Below are 17,310 nucleotides of genomic sequence, written 5' to 3' on the forward strand. Positions count from 1 at the left end.
TTCAGCGGGCGAGGAGGTCGCGGAGGGTCTTCGCCACCTCGGCGGGGGCCTCCTCGGCCATGAAGTGGCCCCACGGGACCGTCGCGTGGACGAGGTCGGGCGCCCAGGGGCGCCAGAGGGCCTCGGCGTCGTAGCCGAGTGCGGCGCCCCAGTCCTGCTGGAGCACGGCGACGGGCATCGCGAGGCGGGTGCCGGCGTCGCGGTCGGCCCGGTCGTGGGCGACGTCGACGCCCGCGGACGCGCGGTAGTCCGCGACGATCGAGGGGATCGCGGCCCGGCAGGCGTCCAGGTAGGCGGCGCGGACGTCGGCGGGGATCGCGTCCGGGGAACCGGCCCACAGGTCGAGGAAGTGGCCGAAGAACGCGTCGGGATCGCCCGCGATCAGCCGTTCGGGCAGGCCGGGCGGCTGGGCCATCAGGTAGAGGTGGAAGCCGACGGCGGCGGAGACGCCGTGCAAGGCGTCCCACATGTCGAGCGTGGGCAGGACGTCCAGGGTCGCGAGGTGCGTGACGGCGCCCGGGTGGTCGAGGCCCGCGCGGAACGCGACGAGCGCGCCGCGGTCGTGGCCGGCGAGTGCGAAGCGCTCGTGGCCGAGGGCGCGGGCGAGGGCGACGACGTCGGCGGCCATGGTGCGCTTGGCGTAGGTGTCGGGGGACGATTCGGCGGGCTTGTCGCTGCCGCCGTAGCCGCGCAGGTCGGGGACGATGACCGTGTGGTCGGCGGCGAGGTCGGCGGCGACGTGCCGCCACATCAGGTGCGTCTGCGGGAACCCGTGCAGGAGCACGATCGGGCTGCCCGCGCCCCCGACGGCCGCGTTCAGGTGAACGCCGTCCCCCACGGCGATCCGGTGGTAGTCGAAACCTTCGATCTTCACGGTCGGGCTCCTTCGTTCGATGTGCCTCCAGGCTGGGGCGGATGAATGAGCAACGGATGAGCAGCTATAACCGAGGGGTGCGCTTCGGGGTGCTGGGGCCGGTCGCGGCCTGGGACGACGCGGAGAACGCGGTCGGGCTGCGGGGGCCGCGCCACCGGGCGGTGCTGGCGCGGCTGCTCGTCGCGCGGCGGCGCGTGGTGCCGGTCGGGGTGCTGGTGGACGACCTGTGGGACGACCCGCCGCCGGACGCCGTGGGCGCCGTGCGGACGTTCGTGGCCGCGCTGCGGCGGGCACTGGAACCGGACCGTCCACCGCGGGCGCCCGCGCGGCTGCTGGTCACCGAGGGGCCCGGCTACGCGCTGCGGGCCGACGAGGTCGACGCGTGGCGGCTGGAACGGCTCGTCGGCGCGGCCGCCGGCACGGCGCCCGGCGAGCGGGTCGCCTCGCTGGACCGGGCGCTGGGGCTGTGGCGCGGTCCGGCGTACGCCGACTTCGCCGACGAGGACTGGGCGCGGGGCGAGCGGTCCCGGCTGACGGAGCTGCGGCTGCACGCGGTCGAGCTGCGGGCCGGGGCGCTGCTGGAGCTGGGCCGCGCCGCGGAGGCGGTACCGGATCTCGACGCGCACGCGGCCGCGCATCCGTGGCGGGAGGACGCCTGGCGGCTGCTGGCGCTCGCGCTGTACCGGACGGGACGGCAGGGCGACGCGCTCGCGGTGCTGCGGCGGGCGAAGGGGCTGCTGGTCGAGCAGCTCGGGATCGATCCGGGGCCCGGCCTGCGCGCGCTGGAGGAGGACGTCCTCCGGCAGGCGGACCGGCTCGACCCGGCGGGGGCCGCGGAGCGGGTGTGGGCCCAGGCGGCGGCGGCCTACGAGCGGACCGCGCCGGCCCGGGCCCGGCTGGAGTCGACGGTGGGGCTGCTGCGGGACCTCGCGGTGACGGGGGGCGACGGGCTGCTCGCGGCGCGGCGGCACCGGGTCGAGGCGGTGCACGCGGCGGAGGAGCTGGGCGATCCCGAGCTGACCGCACGGGTGATCGGCCTCTACGACGTCCCGGCGATCTGGACGCGCGTGGACGATCCGGGGCAGGCCGCCCAGGTCGTGGCCGCGGCGGAGCGGGCCCTCCCGGCACTCCCGGCCGGACGGGACGCGACGCGCGCGCGGCTGCTCGCGACGATCGGGCTCGAGCGGCGCGGCGACCGCGCCGGCCGGGGCGCGCGGGCGGCCCGGGAGGCGGTGGCGACGGCCCGGCGGCTGGACGATCCGGCCCTGCTGGCGTTCGCGCTCAACGCGCTGTTCATGCAGACGTTCGAGCGGGCGGGGCTCGCCCCGGAGCGGGACCGCATCGGCGCGGAGCTCGTGGGGCTGGCGGCCCGGCACGGGCTCGTGACGTACGAGGTGCTCGGGCACCTGATCCGGGTGCAGGCGCGCGGCGCGCTGGGCGACTTCGCCGCGGCGGACCGGCACGCGGCGGCCGCGGACCGGCTGGCCGAGCGGCACGCGCGTCCGCTGGTGGAGGTGTTCACCCGCTGGTACGCGGCGCTGCGGCTCGCCGCGGGCGGGGCGCCCGAAGCAGCGACCGCGGCGGCCTACCGGGACGCCGCCGCGCTGCTGCCGGGCGCGGGAATGCCGGGCCTGGCGGCGGGCCTGCCCGCACTGGCGCAGCTGAGCACGCGATTGCTGCACGGGCGTCCCGCGCAGGCCGAGCCCGCGGAGTGGGGTCCGTACGAGCCGTGGGCGCGGCCGCTCGTCCTGCTGGCGCGCGGCCGGGACGGGGAGGCGGCGGCCGCGCTGCGGCGGGTGCCCGACCCGCCGCCCGACCTGATGCAGGAGGCGATGTGGTGCCTGACGGCGCGGGCGGCGATCGCGGTGGACGACCGGCCGACGATGGAGCGGGCCCGCGGCGCGCTCGTCCCGGCGGCGGGCGAGCTGGCGGGCGCGGGCAGCGGGCTCCTCACGCTCGGGCCGGTCTCCCGGTACCTGGACGAGTTGACACACTGACGAGAATTCAGCTTAGCCTTAGCTGAAATCTCCGACGGCGGGGCGGCCCCATGCCCGCGCCGCTCCCGTACCGGTGTACCGGTGGTCCCGCTGATCACCGTCACCGGACGGTCCCCGAGTCAGGCGAACCGGCCCTGGAACGAGACGCCCTCGGGCAGCGGACGGGCGATGCGCCACAGCACGGTCACGCTCGACGACCGGATCCGCCACCGGCCGTCCTCGACCTCGTAGCGGTCGTCGTACTCGATCGCGCTGACGGCCTCGGTGCCCGCGACCCGGTCGACCTGCCGGAACCGGAGCGTCCAGGCGCCCTTCGCGCGCCCCTCGCCGAGCAGCTCGATCACCGGGTGCATCGCGTGGTGCATGTCCAGGACGACGTAGCGGCCGCCCTCCCGGGCCAGCCCCACGTTCCGGAAGACCGCGGTGAGGGCGTCGCGGTCCTCGAACGAGCCGGTGGGGCCGTAGTCCATGGACGCGCCCTCGGCGACGAAGCAGTCCCGGAAGGCGTCGGCGTCCTTGCGGTCGCAGGCCCGCAGGTACCGGTACTTGAGCGCCTTGATCTGTTCGACGGCCTCGAGCGCGGCGACGCGCTCCTCGAGCGTTCCGGCTGCGGTGATCTCCATCCCCGGACGCTAGGCGGGCCGGTCGCGGCGCGGGCCCGCCGCTCCCGCCCAGCGGGACGCCGTTTCGCGGGCGCGGCGGCGGGTACGCGGGGCGGGTGGCACGCAGCGGCCCGTCCGGGCGGGGGCACCGGGGCGTCCCGCACACGGCCGACCTGCGGATCGAGGCGTGGGCGCCGTCCCGGGAGGCCTGCGTCGCCGAGGCGGTGGCCGGGCTCGTCGAGGGCTTCGCGGACGTCTCGGGCGTCCGGCGGCTGCGCACCGTCGAGCTGGACGTGCCGCCGGGCCCGGACGAGGACCTGCTCGTGTCGGCGCTCGACGAGGTGATCTTCCGGCTCGAGGTCGAGGGCGAGATCGTGCTGGACGCCGGGTTCGCCCCGGCGGTCGGCGGCGGGCTCACGGCCCGGCTGACGGTCGGCGACGTGGTCGAGGCGACGGCGGTGGGCGCGGTCCCCAAGGCGGTGTCGCTGCACGGCCTGCGGTTCGGCGTCGCTCCGGACGGCGGCGGCTGGTCCTGCGCGGTCACGATCGACGTGTGACCGTACCCGCCACGGCGTCACCCCTTCACGACGCCCACCGGTACCAGGCGGGCGATCTTGCGGCACAGGCCCGCGCCCTCGGCGGCCTCGACCACGGCCGACACCTCCTTGTAGGCGCCCGGGTGCTCCTCGGCCAGCCCGCGCCACGACGAGGCCCGCACCGCGATGCCGTCCCGTTCCATGGCCGTCCGCAGGTGCTTCCCGTCGACGCCGCGGGCGGCCTGGTGGCGGCTCTGCGCACGGCCCGCGCCGTGGCAGGTGGACGCGAACGCCGGGGCGCCCGGAACCCCGGCGAGGACGTAGGACGCGGTGCCCATCGTCCCCGGGATCAGCACGGACTGGCCCGCGTCGCGCAGGTCCGGCGGCAGGTCGGGATGGCCGGGCGGCAGCGCCCGCGTCGCCCCCTTGCGGTGCACGCAGAGCCTCCGGGCGCGCCCGCCGACGAGGTGGTCCTCCATCTTCGCGAGGTTGTGCGAGACGTCGTAGACCAGGTCGAGCCGGGCGCCGGCGGCGCGGCGGAACACCTCGCGGGCGGCCTGGGCGAGCAGCTGCCGGTTGGCGCGCCCGTAGTTCGCGGCGGCGGCCATCGCGCCCAGGTAGGCGCGCCCTTCGGGCGACTCGACGGGCGCGCAGGCGAGCTGCCGGTCCGGCACCTCGATGCCGTACCCCGGCATCGCCCGCTCCATCGCCCGGACGTGGTCGGTGCAGATCTGGTGCCCGAGTCCGCGCGACCCGCAGTGGATCATGACGCAGATCTGGTCGCGGCGGATCCCGAACGCCTCGGCGGCGGACGCGTCGTACACGTCGGCGACGCGCTGCACCTCCAGGAAGTGGTTGCCGGACCCGAGGCTGCCGACCTGCCGGGCGCCGCGCTCGACGGCCCGCTCGCTCACCCGTCCGGGGTCGGCGTCGGCGACCGCGCCGGCGTCCTCGCAGCGCAGCAGGTCGCGCTCGTCGCCGTGGCCCCGCTCGACCGCGTACCTGGACCCGTCGGTGAGGATGCCGGTCAGCGCCGACCGTCCGGGCAGGTCCCAGACCGCCCCCCGCCCCATGCCGCGCGGGATCGCCGGATCGAGGCCGTCCATCACGTCGCGCAGGACGGGCGCGAGCGCGGCCGCGTCGATGTCGGCGGCGAGCAGCCGGACCCCGCACGAGATGTCGAACCCGACGCCGCCGGGCGAGACCACGCCGCCCTCGCGCGGGTCGGTCGCGGCGACGCCGCCGATGGCGAACCCGTACCCCCAGTGCACGTCCGGCATGGCGTAGGACGCCTCGACGATGCCCGGCAGCACGGCGACGTCGGCGACCTGCCCGATCGCCCGGTCGGCCGCGTCCAGCAGTTCCCGCGAGGCGAAGACGACGCCGGGCACCCGCATGTCGCCCGTCCGCTCGATCCGGAACCGGTACGGCGCCTCCTGCACCAGGCTCGCGGTCGTCATGCCGTGACGGGATGCTTCAGGTAGTGGCCGAACCAGCGGACGGCCATGTCCGTGGCCTGTTCGAGGGTGCCGGGCTCCTCGAACAGGTGCGAGGCGCCGGGGACGATCTCCAGGCGGTGCGTCGCGTGCCGCATGCGGTCGGTGGCCCGGTCGTTCAGCTGCAGCACGTCCGGGTCGCGGGCGCCGACGATCAGCAGGACGGGCGCGTGCACCCGCTCCAGCGCCGCGCCCGCCAGGTCGGGGCGGCCGCCGCGCGACACGACCGCGGCGACCCGGTCGCGGCGTTCGGCGGCGGCCGCCAGCGCCGCGGCGGCGCCGGTGCTCGCGCCGAACAGCCCGATCGGGCTCCCGGCGGTCGCCGGCGCGGCGGCGAGCCAGTCGACCGCGCCGACGAGCCGGCGGGTCAGCAGGCCGATGTCGAAGCGCAACTCCCGGGTCGCCTCGTCCGCCTCGCCCTCCCGCGCGGTGAGGAGGTCGATCAGCAGGGTGCCGATCCCGGCCCGGTTGAGGCCCGCGGCCACGGCCCGGTTGCGGGGGCTGTGCCGGGAGCTGCCGCTGCCGTGCGCGAAGAGCACCACACCGCTCGGACGGTCCGGCATGGCCAGATCGCCCGGCAGCGCGGCGTCCTCGAGTTCGAGTGTCACGTTCGCGGTGTTCATAGCGCCGGGCTACCCCCGCGCCCGCCGCCCATTCACCCGCTTCGGCCGGGGCTGCGCGTTTCGTCGGGCGGCTTTCAGGATTTCCTTCCGCCCTCGATGACGTCCAGGACGTATTCGGCGATCGCCATCGACGAGGTCGCCGCCGGCGACGGCGCGTTCCGGACGGTCGTGACCGCGCCGAGCCGGTTGACGCGGAAGTCGTCCACCAGCGAGCCGTCGCGGTCGAGCGCCTGGGCGCGCACGCCCGCGCCCGCCCGGACGACGTCCCCGGCGCCGATCTCCGGCACGTAGCGCCGCGCGGCCTTCATGTAGGCGCGCTTGGAGAACGAGCCGTACATCTCGCGGGCGCCGGTGCGCCAGTGCCGCGCCGCCATGCGCCACGTCCCCGGCCAGCCCGCGATCCCCCGCAGGTCCCGCAACGAGACGTCCGCACGCCGGTAGCCCTCGCGCGCCAGGGCGAGGACGGCGTTGGGGCCGACCTCGACGTCGCCGGAGACCCGCTTGGTGAAGTGCACGCCGAGGAAGGGGTAGCGCGGGTCCGGCACCGGATAGATGAGGCCCCGCACCATGTGCGCCTTCTCCGGGACGATCGTCATGTACTCGCCCCGGAACGGGACGATGCGCGGCCCGGGCTCGTCGCCGACCAGGCCGGAGACCGCGTCGGCGTGGATGCCCGCGCAGACGATCAGCTCGTCCACCCGCTCGGTCCGCTCGCCGGACGCGACCTCCAGGCCGCCCCCGGCGAGCTCGGTGACACCGGTGACCGGGAAGGACGTGCGGACCTCGCCGCCCGCGGCGACGATCTCGTCCGCGAACGCCCGCGCGATCAGCGTGTAGTCGGTGATCGCGGTGTGTGGCGAGTACAGCGCCGCCAGGCCGGTGCAGTGCGGCTCGATGTCGCGGATCTCCGCGGGCCCCACCCGCCGCTTGCCGGGCACCGCGTTCACCCCGGCGCGCTTCTCGAGGTCGTCCAGGCGCGCCGCGTCCGCGTCGCCGACCGCGACGACGAGCTTGCCGCACTCGTCGTACGGCAGGCCCCGCTCCGCGCAGTACTCGCGGATCATGCCTCGGCCGCGGGTGCACAGCCGGGCCTTGAGGCTGCCGGGCGTGTAGTAGATGCCGGCGTGCACGACGCCGGAGTTGTGCCCCGTCTGGTGGACGGCCACCCGGTCTTCCTTTTCCATGACGACGACCCGCGTCCCGGGGCGCCGCCGGGTGATCTCCCGGCCGATCGCGAGCCCGATGATGCCCGCCCCGACGATGCCGGTGACCTGGTCGGCCATGCGCGTGTTCCTTTCGTTCACGATCCATTCTGGGGGCGATACCCGTCAGCCTCGGCAATCGATCGCGAAGGGGCCGCCCCGGAGGACTCGGATGGGCGGGCCGAGGCGGCCCCCTCTACAGGGGCGCCGACGAGGTCGACCTGCCCCGGCTCCGCCGCGAGCTCGCGCTCGTCCGCCGCCGGGGGTTCGCCATCAACGACCAGCAGACCGAGACCGGCCTCACCGCGGTCGGCGTCCCGATCAAGGACACGTCCGGAACGCCCCAGGCGGGCCTGTCCATCGCGCTCTCCACCGCCCGGTTCGACCGCGACGCCCTCCCCGCCTGGGTCGGTGTGCTGTCGGCCGCCGCGGAACGCGCGGAATCCGCGCTCGCGAACTGAACGGCGGGTTTAGAGCGCTTCCACCCGGGTCAGATTGTCCCTCACCGACCCATCGAGGACGAGGCCGATGACCGATCCGCTGCCGCCCACGCGCCGGAACCGCGCGAGCCTGACCTACAAACTCCGGTACGCCGCGCGGAACCCGGACAAGATCCGGGGCTACCTGTCCCGGCTGTCGAGGGACCTGAAGTTCCGTGCCGTCAGCCGCGACCACGTGGCCTACTACCGGGCGGTCATGAAGTCCGACACCGCCCGCGACCCGGAGGCCGCTGTCGGGAGCCGCAGCCACGGACGCTGGCTCGCGCTCGGCCGGATGCAGTTCGACTACCTGCTCGAACACGGTCTCAAGCCGGACGACCGGATGCTGGAGATCGGCTGTGGCAACCTGCGCGCCGGCTGGCGGTTCATCGACCATCTCGAGACCGGCAACTACTACGGCATCGACATCTCGCCCGACATCCTGCTCGCCGCGCAGAAGACGCTCGTCCGGCACGACCTGGCGGACAAACTGCCCCACCTCATGCTCGTCGACGACCTGAAGCTGCGGTTCCTCCCGGCCGGGCACTTCACGGTCGTGCACGCGCACAGCGTGTTCAGCCATTCCCCGCTCGATGTCATCGACGAATGCCTCGCCAACGTCGGCCGCGTCCTCGCTCCCGGCGGCTTCTTCGACTTCACCTTCGACCGCACCGAGGGCGCCGAACACCACGTCCTGCGCGAGGACTTCTACTACCGCACCGAAACGCTCACCCGGCTCGCGGAGCGCCACGGCTTCACCGCCCGCTTCATGGCGGACTGGGAGGAGCTCCCGCACGGCCAGTCCAAGATCCGCGTGACCCGGCCGGAGTCTCCCGAGGAGAGCCCCGCGGGACCCTGACGGCGAAGCCGCGGCACCGGACCTCCGGGCGAGGACGCCCGGTGCCGAGGCCGGGTTCGCGATCTCCGTCCTCTCCGCCGCTCCGGGAACGTTCCGCAAGGCATCCGCCCCGCACGAGCACGCTTCGCCTGTGGTCCGGCACAGTGCCGTGACGAGACGCTGGTGTGCGGGATGTGAGAAGCGCATAATCAAGGCCCCTTCCGGGCTGTCGAGGAGGCCGAGATGCGCAGTGCGGCGGTCGTCATGCTGGCCGGATTCGGCGTGTTCCTGCTGGTCACCGGGGTGCTCGTGCGCGAGTACGTCGCGCCGACCCTGGTGCGGGCGCCGACCGACATCTACAAGGTCCAGCGGCTCCGGGCGGAGAACGCCTCGTACTTCGACGCCGGGAAGCTGCAGGTGCGGACGGGCGCGAGCGTGACGGCGACCGCGACGGTGCGCGGGGACGTGCGGGCGAGCGGCGACGACGTCGCGGTCTGGGACATGACCACGGTGATCGAGGACCCCGAGCGCGGCTACCTGATCGACGTCGCGACCCGGCGGCTGGCCTTCGACCGGCGGACCGGCGAACTCGTCCACTGCTGCGGCGCGGCCGTGCAGGGGGACGCGTCGGTGCGGCAGTCGGGCATCGGGGTGTTCTGGCCGACGGAGGTCGAGCGGCGCACGTACCGGATGTTCGACGTCCAGACCCGGCGGTCGTGGCCCATCGAGTTCACGGGGGTCGAGGAGGTCGGCGGGATCGAGGCGTACCGGTTCGAGATGCACGTCCCGCGGACGAAGGTCGCGGCCGAGACCCCGGACGTGCCGGCGAGGCTGCTGGGCCTCGACGGGGACGGGGCGGTACCGGTCGACCGCTACTACCAGGGGGATTCCGTGACCTGGGTCGACCCTCGGACGGGCGCGCCGATCGGCCAGCGCCAGCGGGTCCGGTCGACGCTGCAGGCCCGGTCCGGGCCGGGGAGCCTCGTGGTCGCCGATCTGGAGATGCGGATGACGCCGCAGGACGCGAAGGCGCTGGCCGGGACCGCGAACGACGCCGCCGCGCAGGTCCGGATGCTGCGCACGATCGTCCCCCTGGGGGCGGCGGCCCTCGGCGTGGTGCTGCTGGCGTCCGGAATCCTCCTCGACCGGCGCGGCGGGCGGAACCGCCGCCGCACCGCGGCGCCCGCCGGCGGACCTCCGCGCCGGCCGTCCCCGCGGAAGCGGCACCGCGAACGGACGCGGCCCGCCGCCCGCACCGCCGGTCCCGGGGACGGGTGAGGCGCCGCGGCCCGAACCCGGCGGCCGTGCGGGCCCCGCACCCGCCGATCAGAGACCGGCGAGCTGGCCGCCGTCGACGACCACGCTGACACCGGTCTGGAAGGCCATGTCGGGCGAGGCCAGGGCGAGCGCCGCCCGGGCCATGTCCTCCGGCCGGGCCATCCGCTTCATCGCGTCCACGTTCGCCTCGCCCCACGCGGCCTTCTGCCGCTCCCATTCGGCGTCGCTCATCGGCGGGTTGAGGGCGCGCTGGGCGTCGACGATCGCGGTGTCGGTGGTACCGGGCGCCAGCGCCACCACCCGGATCCGCGGGCCGAGCTCGAGCGCCGCGCTCTGGACGATGCCGCTCACCCCGCCCTTGCTGGCCGAGTACGAGCTGAGCCCGGGGCGGCTGACGAACTCGTTGGTCGATCCGGTCACCAGGATGACGCCGCCCTCGCCCATGTGCGCGATCTCGTACTTGATCGACAGCCAGACGGCCCTGGTGTTGGTGTTCAGCGTGTCGTCGAACTCCTCCAGCGTCTGCTGGGTGATCGGTTTCATGGTCTGGATCCCGGCGTTGTTGAACGCGACGTCCAGTCCTCCGTACCTGCGGGCGATCCCGTCGACGAACCCCTTCAACTGCCGCGGATCCCGCACGTCCGCGCGAACGTAGGCGGCCTCGCCGCCCGCCCGCCTGATCTCCCGCTCCACCTCTCGCCCGAGCCGCTCCCGGCGGCCGCAGAAGCCGACCCTGGCACCCTCCCTCGCGAACGCGAGCGCCGCCGCCCGTCCGATGCCGGACGTGGCGCCGGTGATCAGGACGGTCTTGCCCGCGTACCGGCCCTCGCGGCGGCCCGCCGGGGCGGCCGCGGCGGCCGGTCCCGCCGCCATCGTCACGCCCGCCACGCCCGCGGCCACCGCCGCACCCGACAGCACCGCCCGCCTGCCGATGGGTCCCCGCTCATGCCCGGCCATCGCCGCTCCCCTCGCCGACAATACGAGCACTCACTCGCATTACGGTCAACGATACGAGCAACGACTCGTAAAATTCAAGGGCGGCCGCCCTCGGACGGCACGGCCCGGCGAGCCCCCGCAGGCCGGTCAGTCCGAGCGGCCGCTCATCCGGGCGATGTCGGTGCGGTCGAGGTGGACGAAGTCGCCCGTGGCCTCGACCGTCACGTTGTCCTCCTGGATCAGCCGCCCGACCGTGCGGATCCGCCGGCCCTCGTGCGACTCGACCTCGCCCTCGAACACGCACGGCACGTCCAGCAGGGTGGGCTTGCGATACCGGATCTCGAGCCGTGCCGTCGGACCGGCCAGGCCCGCGATGACGTTGGCGGCGGCGCAGACGAGGTCGAAGGACGCGGCGAGCACGGCGCCGTGCACGCAACCCGGCGGGCCCTGGTACGGACGGGTGAAGGTGCCGCGCAGCAGGGCCTTCGGCGGTTCGAAGGAGACGCTCAGCGGCAGGGCGAGGGGGCTGTGGCGGCCGACGACGACGTCGTAGGGCATCCGCGCCGCGAGGTCGGGCGACTCGTCGTCGGCCGAGATCGCGGGGCCCAGCAGCATCGTCATCGGGGGCGGCGGGTCCGGCACGTGCCGCTCCAGCCGGTCCGCGACGGCGTTCAGCTCGCGGGCGGCGGCGAGCGTCGTCTCGGCGGGGGCCGCCGTCGCGGTGCAGAGCGCGACGAGGCGGCGCACGGCGTCCGCGAGCGCCTCCGACTCGCTCTCCCGGCCCGCCAGCGCCGGATACGGCACACTGATCTCAGTCACGTACACGCCTTTCGGTCGTGGTCGCCCGGATGTCGATCATCGGATCCGCGGTGGCCGGGGCGAACGGCCACGACCCACGTCTCGCCCAGCGGAGACTCCGCCGGCGACAGGCCGGGCACGGCCGGCGCGAGCCGCTCCTGGTGCCGAAGGGTGACCGGGCCATCGGCTCCGCGACCTTCCGTCCGCGCTCGTCAGAGCGATCCGGTTTGCATCTTGCATACATTATCCTTTCTACTCGCCGCAGTGATCTCCCCGGGCGGCGGTGTTCCAGGATGAGCGGCCGGCAGAGCGCGCGGGGCACCGACGGCGGCGGACCGGCGGGACGGTTCCTCTCGACCCGCCTCGCCCCCGCACGGTCCCCATGCGGGCACGGCGCCGGGGCGCCGTCGGACCGGTATCGGCGAGATCCGCATCGAACACCGGGGCGCGACCGCCGGCATCGGAGCCGCGGCCGGTCGACCTCGGCCGCCGGGACCACCGGCGGAGCGCCCCGGAGCCGGGTACGGGCAGGGCGGCGGCGACGGTGAACCGGTCAATGCCGGCGACGGTCCCGGCACCGCCCGGCGCGGGCCGGATCCCGGGCCGGGGCGCGCGGTCAGCGGGACGCGGCGTCCGCTTCCACGGGTTCCTCGAACATCCCCCGGGTGCGGAAGAGCTTCACGACCAGGTCTCCCTTGCCTCGCAGCATCTGGGCGTACGCGGACTCGGCCGCCCCCGCATCGCCCTTCTTGGTCGCCCGGACGATCGCGGTGGTCCCGCGCCGCTCGACGGCCTTCGCTCCCGGAACCAGCTCGAAGAAGTTGCCGGGCACGATGCCGGTCATCTGCTTCAGCATGCTGCGCAGCCGCGGCGACTGGGCGGAGTCCACCACGAGCCGGTGGAACCGCAGCGTCAGCGCGTGCAGCTCCTCCGGATCCTCGGCCTGGGCGATCTCCTTCAGCAACGGTGCGAGCCGCGCCCCCAGCTCGGCGCCCTGCCGCTCGACCGCGCGCCGGACCGCGAACCCGTAGAACAGGCCGTACAGCTCGTAGTGGTCGCGCACCGACGCCTCGTCCAGTGCGTTCACGAACGCCCCGCGATGCGCGATGATCGTCATCCAGCCTTCGCGCTCGAGCGCGATGAGCGCCTCCCGCACCGGGATCCGGGACACGCCGAGGGTGCGGGCGACCGCGTCCTGGGGGACCTTCTGCCCCTGCCGGAGCACCCCGTCGAAGATGAGCCGGCGCAGGTAGAGCCGCACCTGCTCGCCACTGGTCATCCTGGACAGGTTCTCCCCCGGAAGGACGTCCGACCAGTCCTTCATGTCGGCGCCTCGCAGCTCGGTCTCCTGGCGTGGCGGGATCGTTCTCACCCCTAGGTCGAGGCGGGCGGCATCGTGCCCCCGCGGCAGATGGTGGCGGCGCCGGCCGGGCCCTCCCCACCCCCGTGGAGACCCCGCCCCCCGCGGACGGCGAGCGGGCAGGCCCGTCACTCAGAAATATACTATAACCGTTTCCGGAATCTCTTGACCGGGACACCGGTTATATGCTTACCCAAGCGCTTGCTCGCCCAAGTGTCCGGGCCCTGACACGATCTCCGCCAGGGAGGGGACTCCGGCCGGGGCGCCCCGTTTTTCCCCGTTCACCCCGAAGGTGACGCCGTCCCCACCGGCGGATTCACTCTCCGCGCGAGCCGCGAAGGGCGGATCTCAGGTCCCGCGCGCGTCTCCGGAGTTCCGGGCAGGCGTACATGCGACGGCAGGACGCCCGCTGGGCAAGAGGGCCACCTTCGCGTCTGTTGATACTCAATCTTGTATACAACTATCGGCTCGATGCACGGGACCGACATGCGGGCAGCGACCGGACGGGCTCCGCACGAGCACGCGAGCCTGGCCGGAGGCAAAGCCCCGCGAACGTGCGACGCCCATGACGGTCTCGCATGCCGAGACGTCCTCCTGATGCGGTTCTACGGGCCTTCTGTCCCGATCCCGCATCGAGGAGGACGTCCACCTTTCGGCGGTGCGAGCCCGGCTGTCGTCAGTCGCCCTTGATCAGCGATTCGAAGGCGGCGCGGACGTCGGCGCCGGACGGGTCGACGTAGTCCTTGGTCGGCGGGCCGGTGTCGGTCCCGAACGTGGTGTAGGGAATGACGGCGGGGCAGCTCCCGCCGCCGATGCGGATCGCGGTGTCGGACACGAGCTCTCCGGTCCGCAGCTCGTACGCCTTCGCGGGGATCTCGATCTCGTGGAACCGGACGGTCGTGCGCTTGCCTCCGCCGTAGGTGTACGGGCAACTCCGCTGCACGGGGCCGTAGTCCTGCTCGCCCAGGCACACCACCAGGACGGCGTCGGCGGGATCGGTGGTGCGCCACCCGCCCGGAAGCTCGCCGGTGTGCTCGCCGTCCCCGACGAAGATCGCGCGATTGGTTCCGTCGCCGTAAGGCTCGGCGCCGCCGTATTTCGCCGGTGCGGAGCAGTACTCGGGCTGCGAACCGGACCCCCCGTCCAGAAGTTCCCGGACGTTGGCGAGCTCGATGGCCAGGGTCGCCTTCTCCGCGCCCTTCCGAGCCTCGCCGGCGCGTCCGTCGTCGGGGTACTGATCGAGCAGTTTCCGATAGTGCGTGCGCGCCTCGACCCACGACTCGCGGTCCAGGAACGCGTTCCCGCAGTCGACGAGCGCGGGAGGGGCGGTTCGCGCCACGACGGCGGCGGAACGGTCGAACAGGTCGTGCCCCGCCTTCCGCCCGCGGAGCCAGTCGGTGACGCGGACGGTCGTGCAGGGGTCGTCGGCGGGCAGTCCGGAGAGGAACCGCTCCAGGGCCGCGCCGACCATCCTCCCGTGCCCGGACGAGTCCGCCTGGACGGCGGCGAGGCCGTCGAAGCCCTCCGCCAGCGCGCCGAGGTCCCCGGCGAGCCCGGCGGCCAGGTCGTCCGCGGCCTCCTCCACCCGGCGGCACGCCCGCGTGGTCGCGTCGCCGCGGGCGGTCATGGGGGCGGCGACCAGGCGGTGGCCGAACCAGACCTCGTCCAGCGCCTCCAGCGCCTCGGCGCACTCGCCGTCCCGGCGTGCCTGCGCGACGGTCCCGTCGATCCCGGCGGCGTCGACGCGCAGCACGCTCACGGTGGCGAGGACGGGAAGCGCGCAGCAGAGCGCCACCACCAGCCGCTCGCGCCGCGCGGTGCGGTCCTCGGCGCGCCGGGCGGCGGCGGCCAGGCCCCACCCGTGCCCGACGAGCGCGGCCCACCACAGCAGCAGGACGACCTCCAGCCACGCGGACCGGACGGCCGTGGCGAGCGCGACGACGAGCACGAGGGTCACCATGCCGGTGACGGCGGCGAGCCTGCGCCGCCCCAGCATCAGGTAACCGACGTTCAACAGGGATGCGTTGGCGACGGCGACGGCCAGCCGGCCGTGCGGGCGGTGCGCATCCGGCACCGCCCGCGTTGGACGTTCCATCGGGACCCTCCTCACGGATCGGCGTCTTACGCCGTCATTGTGAGCGAGCGGGTCCGGGAGGGGTCCCGGATCGTCCTGAAGCGGACGCGGGACGGGCGATGCGGGCGTGCGGGTACCGGATGGGGCCGGGGCGGGTGCGGTCCTCGCGCCGAGACGCGCCGGGCTTCAGCGCGGCGCGGCGGCGCTCTCCTCCTCCAGCAGGCGTTTGATGACCTTCCCGGTCTCGTTGTACGGCAGCGACGCGCGGAACTCGACGTGCGCGGGCACCTTGAAGGGCGCGAGCGCCGCCGCCGTCCAGGTGCGGAGCGCTTCGGCCGTGGGGGCCGCGCCGTCCTTCGGCACCACGACGGCCTTGACCTCCTGCCCGAGGGTGCCGTGCAGGACCCCGATGACGCAGGCGTCGGCGACGTCCGGATGCTCGACGAGCCGGTACTCGATCTCGATGGGGTAGATGTTCTCACCGCCCCGGATGATCAGGTCGCGCATCCGGCTCTCCAGGTACAGCACGCCGTCGACGATGCGGCCGAAGTCGCCCGACCGGTACCAGCGGTCCGGGGTGAGGACCTCGGCGGTCGCACCGGGGTCGCCCCAGTACCCGAGGAAGACCCCGGCTCCCGCGATGTGGATGCGTCCGACCTCGCCGTCGGGCAGGGGCCGCCCGTCCTCGCCGCGGACCTGCACCCGCATGGTGGGCGCCGCGGCCCCGACCGACGCCGGGTGCCCGTCCATCTCGCGCCCGTTGAGGAAGGTGCCGCCCCCGGTCGTCTCGGTCATCCCGTAGCCGTTCGTCACGCAGACGCCCGGCAGCTTCTCCTCGAACAGGCGCAGCAGCTCGGGCGCGAAGGTGGCACCGCCACTGCCGACCGTGCCGACCTGCGAGGTGTCGAAGTCCGCGAACCGCGGGTGGGTGAGCATGCGCCAGAAGTGCGTCGGGACGCCCTGCCACTGGGTGAGGCGGTGCTCGTGCGTGAGGCGCAGCGCGGCCTCCGCGTCCCAGCGCCCCGGGGGCGGCAGGACGAGCTTGATGCCGAAGGACGGCGCGTTCGCCAGCGCCACGCAGGCGCCCGACACGTGGAACAGCGGGTTGGAGAAGATCGATGCGCGCTGCACGTCCGGGGGCGCCTGCCGCCGGCCGGGCGGGCCGGTCAGCGCGGCGACGGCGCCGCCGAGCGCGCCGAACAGGCCGAAGTGGACGAAGTTGCGGTGCGAGAGCGTCGCGCCCTTCGGCCGTCCCGTCGTGCCGCTGGTGAACATGATCGCGGCGGGGTCGTCCTCGGCGATCTCGACGGCGGGCAGGACGTCCGGCGGGCGGGGCGGCGCGGTCGCGGCCGCGTGCAGCTCGTCCAGGGACAGGACGGACGCGCCCGCCGTCCGGGTCTCGCGCAGGCTCGCCAGCGGCCGTCCCGCCCCGAAGATCGCGCGGGGTTCGGTGAGGGCGATCCCGTGGTCGAGCTCCGCAGCCGTCCACCAGCCGTTGAGGCCGACGGCGATCGCGCCGAGCGAGAGCGTCCCCCAGAGGGCGAGGACGTGCTCCAGCCCGTTCGGCGCGGCGATGGCGACCCGGTCGCCGCGCCGGACCCCGTACCGGTCGGCCAGGACGGCGGCATAGGCGGCGGCGAGCCGGTGCGCCGCGCCGAACGTCACGTCGCGTCCGGGCTCGCCGGCGAACGCGAGGTACGTCAGGTCGGGGGTGCGCTCGGCCGCGCCCGCGAGCATAGCGGGAACGTGCGGCGCCCGCTGCGCGAACACCTCGGTGGGGACGCCGAGGACGTCCTCGGTCCGGCGCTCGAACGGGCCGGCGGGACCGCACAGCATCTCGCGCATGGCGTCGTCGAGGAGTTCGTCGCCGTGCCATTCGAGCGTGCGGGGCCGGACGGCGACCGCCGCCCCGTCGGTCGTCTCGTCGGCCCCGTCGGTCGTCTCGCCTGCGTCATCGGACATCACGGTCTCCCGGGGGTGCGCGCGAGAGGGCCGGCCGGACCTCTTGGCATGGCGGCGATTATATATATCATCAAGTTTACGAACAGGGGCTCGCTCGGGCTCCCGGCACGGTTCACGCGCGAGTTGCCCGGAGGCGGCGGCATGCCGGACGTCGAACGCGGACCGCGGCCGGGGCGCGCGACGGCCTGGAGCGCGCCGGAGGACGGGCGGGCGAACCGGGGTTCGCCGTTCCCCATCGCCGGGGCCCGCTCCCCC

At 74.5% G+C, this 17,310-nt stretch carries 15 protein-coding genes; 5 read left to right on the forward strand and 10 right to left on the reverse strand.

What is annotated here, in order from left to right; translation table 11 throughout:
* Position 1 precedes the first annotated feature (1 nt).
* Positions 2-874 (reverse strand): alpha/beta fold hydrolase, encoded by an 873-nt coding sequence (locus F7P10_RS01915; RefSeq protein WP_151007786.1) that lies wholly within the window; start codon positions 872-874, stop codon positions 2-4.
* 56 nt (positions 875-930) lie between these two features.
* Between F7P10_RS01915 and F7P10_RS01920 the strand changes: the two genes are divergently transcribed.
* On the forward strand, positions 931-2,871 hold the full coding sequence (locus F7P10_RS01920; protein ID WP_151007787.1) for a BTAD domain-containing putative transcriptional regulator: 1,941 nt from the start codon (positions 931-933) through the stop codon (positions 2,869-2,871).
* A 119-nt stretch (positions 2,872-2,990) separates the two neighbouring features.
* Here F7P10_RS01920 and F7P10_RS01925 read toward each other — a convergent pair whose 3' ends face one another.
* Complete coding sequence (locus F7P10_RS01925; protein WP_151007788.1) at positions 2,991-3,494, reverse strand: nuclear transport factor 2 family protein; 504 nt, start codon at positions 3,492-3,494, stop codon at positions 2,991-2,993.
* A 95-nt stretch (positions 3,495-3,589) separates the two neighbouring features.
* On the opposite strand from F7P10_RS01925, the gene F7P10_RS01930 reads away from it, so the two are divergent.
* Positions 3,590-4,030, forward strand: a complete 441-nt coding sequence (locus F7P10_RS01930) for an archease (RefSeq protein WP_151007789.1) — start codon at positions 3,590-3,592, stop codon at positions 4,028-4,030.
* Positions 4,031-4,047: 17 nt separating this feature from the next.
* Here the strand turns inward: F7P10_RS01930 and F7P10_RS01935 are convergent, their stop codons facing one another.
* From F7P10_RS01935 to lhgO, 3 genes are all read right to left on the reverse strand, one after another.
* A complete protein-coding gene (locus F7P10_RS01935; RefSeq protein ID WP_151007790.1) occupies positions 4,048-5,469 on the reverse strand; it encodes an RtcB family protein in 1,422 nt (473 codons plus the stop codon).
* Complete coding sequence (locus F7P10_RS01940) at positions 5,466-6,128, reverse strand: dienelactone hydrolase family protein (protein WP_151007791.1); 663 nt, start codon at positions 6,126-6,128, stop codon at positions 5,466-5,468. The genes F7P10_RS01935 and F7P10_RS01940 overlap by 4 nt, the downstream gene beginning before the upstream one ends.
* Positions 6,129-6,202: 74 nt before the next feature.
* Entirely contained in the window at positions 6,203-7,411 is a 1,209-nt protein-coding gene (gene lhgO / locus F7P10_RS01945) for an L-2-hydroxyglutarate oxidase (protein ID WP_151007792.1), read from the reverse strand.
* Between the two features lie 191 nt (positions 7,412-7,602).
* Here lhgO and F7P10_RS45275 point away from each other — a divergent pair, with 191 nt between their 5' ends.
* The 3 genes from F7P10_RS45275 (at position 7,603) to F7P10_RS01960 (ending at position 9,925) form a co-directional block, all read left to right on the forward strand.
* The gene (locus tag F7P10_RS45275) at positions 7,603-7,791 is read left to right on the forward strand and encodes an IclR family transcriptional regulator C-terminal domain-containing protein (protein WP_368077480.1); all 189 of its coding nucleotides are present in this window, start codon (positions 7,603-7,605) and stop codon (positions 7,789-7,791) included.
* A gap of 67 nt (positions 7,792-7,858) precedes the next feature.
* Positions 7,859-8,668: a class I SAM-dependent methyltransferase gene (locus tag F7P10_RS01955; RefSeq protein ID WP_151007793.1), complete on the forward strand. Its 810-nt coding sequence runs from the start codon at positions 7,859-7,861 to the stop codon at positions 8,666-8,668.
* 222 nt (positions 8,669-8,890) lie between these two features.
* Positions 8,891-9,925: a DUF3068 domain-containing protein gene (locus F7P10_RS01960; RefSeq protein ID WP_151007794.1), complete on the forward strand. Its 1,035-nt coding sequence runs from the start codon at positions 8,891-8,893 to the stop codon at positions 9,923-9,925.
* A gap of 48 nt (positions 9,926-9,973) precedes the next feature.
* Here F7P10_RS01960 and F7P10_RS01965 read toward each other — a convergent pair whose 3' ends face one another.
* The 5 genes from F7P10_RS01965 to F7P10_RS01985 all read right to left on the reverse strand — a co-directional run bounded on the left by F7P10_RS01965 (position 9,974) and on the right by F7P10_RS01985 (position 17,055).
* The gene (locus tag F7P10_RS01965) at positions 9,974-10,882 is read right to left on the reverse strand and encodes an SDR family NAD(P)-dependent oxidoreductase (RefSeq protein ID WP_151007795.1); all 909 of its coding nucleotides are present in this window, start codon (positions 10,880-10,882) and stop codon (positions 9,974-9,976) included.
* A gap of 126 nt (positions 10,883-11,008) precedes the next feature.
* Complete coding sequence (locus tag F7P10_RS01970) at positions 11,009-11,680, reverse strand: PaaI family thioesterase (RefSeq protein ID WP_151007796.1); 672 nt, start codon at positions 11,678-11,680, stop codon at positions 11,009-11,011.
* A 595-nt stretch (positions 11,681-12,275) separates the two neighbouring features.
* A complete protein-coding gene (locus F7P10_RS01975) occupies positions 12,276-12,983 on the reverse strand; it encodes a GntR family transcriptional regulator (RefSeq protein ID WP_151007797.1) in 708 nt (235 codons plus the stop codon).
* A 712-nt stretch (positions 12,984-13,695) separates the two neighbouring features.
* A complete protein-coding gene (locus tag F7P10_RS01980; RefSeq protein ID WP_151007798.1) occupies positions 13,696-15,114 on the reverse strand; it encodes a tol-pal system YbgF family protein in 1,419 nt (472 codons plus the stop codon).
* A gap of 165 nt (positions 15,115-15,279) precedes the next feature.
* On the reverse strand, positions 15,280-17,055 hold the full coding sequence (locus F7P10_RS01985) for a class I adenylate-forming enzyme family protein (protein ID WP_151007799.1): 1,776 nt from the start codon (positions 17,053-17,055) through the stop codon (positions 15,280-15,282).
* Positions 17,056-17,310 lie beyond the last annotated feature (255 nt).

It is taken from the genome of Actinomadura sp. WMMB 499 (assembly GCF_008824145.1).
GTDB lineage: Bacteria > Actinomycetota > Actinomycetes > Streptosporangiales > Streptosporangiaceae > Spirillospora.

Bases quoted from the DNA above. Each gene is read 5' to 3' on its own strand.
- F7P10_RS01935 (WP_151007790.1), bottom strand. From the start codon at position 5,469: ATGACGACCGCGAGCCTGGTGCAGGAGGCGCCGTACCGGTTCCGGATC.
- lhgO (WP_151007792.1), bottom strand. From the start codon at position 7,411: ATGGCCGACCAGGTCACCGGCATCGTCGGGGCGGGCATCATCGGGCTC.
- F7P10_RS01940 (WP_151007791.1), bottom strand. From the start codon at position 6,128: ATGAACACCGCGAACGTGACACTCGAACTCGAGGACGCCGCGCTGCCG.
- F7P10_RS01975 (WP_151007797.1), bottom strand. From the start codon at position 12,983: ATGAAGGACTGGTCGGACGTCCTTCCGGGGGAGAACCTGTCCAGGATG.
- F7P10_RS01925 (WP_151007788.1), bottom strand. From the start codon at position 3,494: ATGGAGATCACCGCAGCCGGAACGCTCGAGGAGCGCGTCGCCGCGCTC.
- F7P10_RS01920 (WP_151007787.1), top strand. From the start codon at position 931: ATGAGCAGCTATAACCGAGGGGTGCGCTTCGGGGTGCTGGGGCCGGTC.
- F7P10_RS01960 (WP_151007794.1), top strand. From the start codon at position 8,891: ATGCGCAGTGCGGCGGTCGTCATGCTGGCCGGATTCGGCGTGTTCCTG.
- F7P10_RS01985 (WP_151007799.1), bottom strand. From the start codon at position 17,055: ATGTCCGATGACGCAGGCGAGACGACCGACGGGGCCGACGAGACGACC.
- F7P10_RS01980 (WP_151007798.1), bottom strand. From the start codon at position 15,114: ATGGAACGTCCAACGCGGGCGGTGCCGGATGCGCACCGCCCGCACGGC.
- F7P10_RS01965 (WP_151007795.1), bottom strand. From the start codon at position 10,882: ATGGCCGGGCATGAGCGGGGACCCATCGGCAGGCGGGCGGTGCTGTCG.
- F7P10_RS01955 (WP_151007793.1), top strand. From the start codon at position 7,859: ATGACCGATCCGCTGCCGCCCACGCGCCGGAACCGCGCGAGCCTGACC.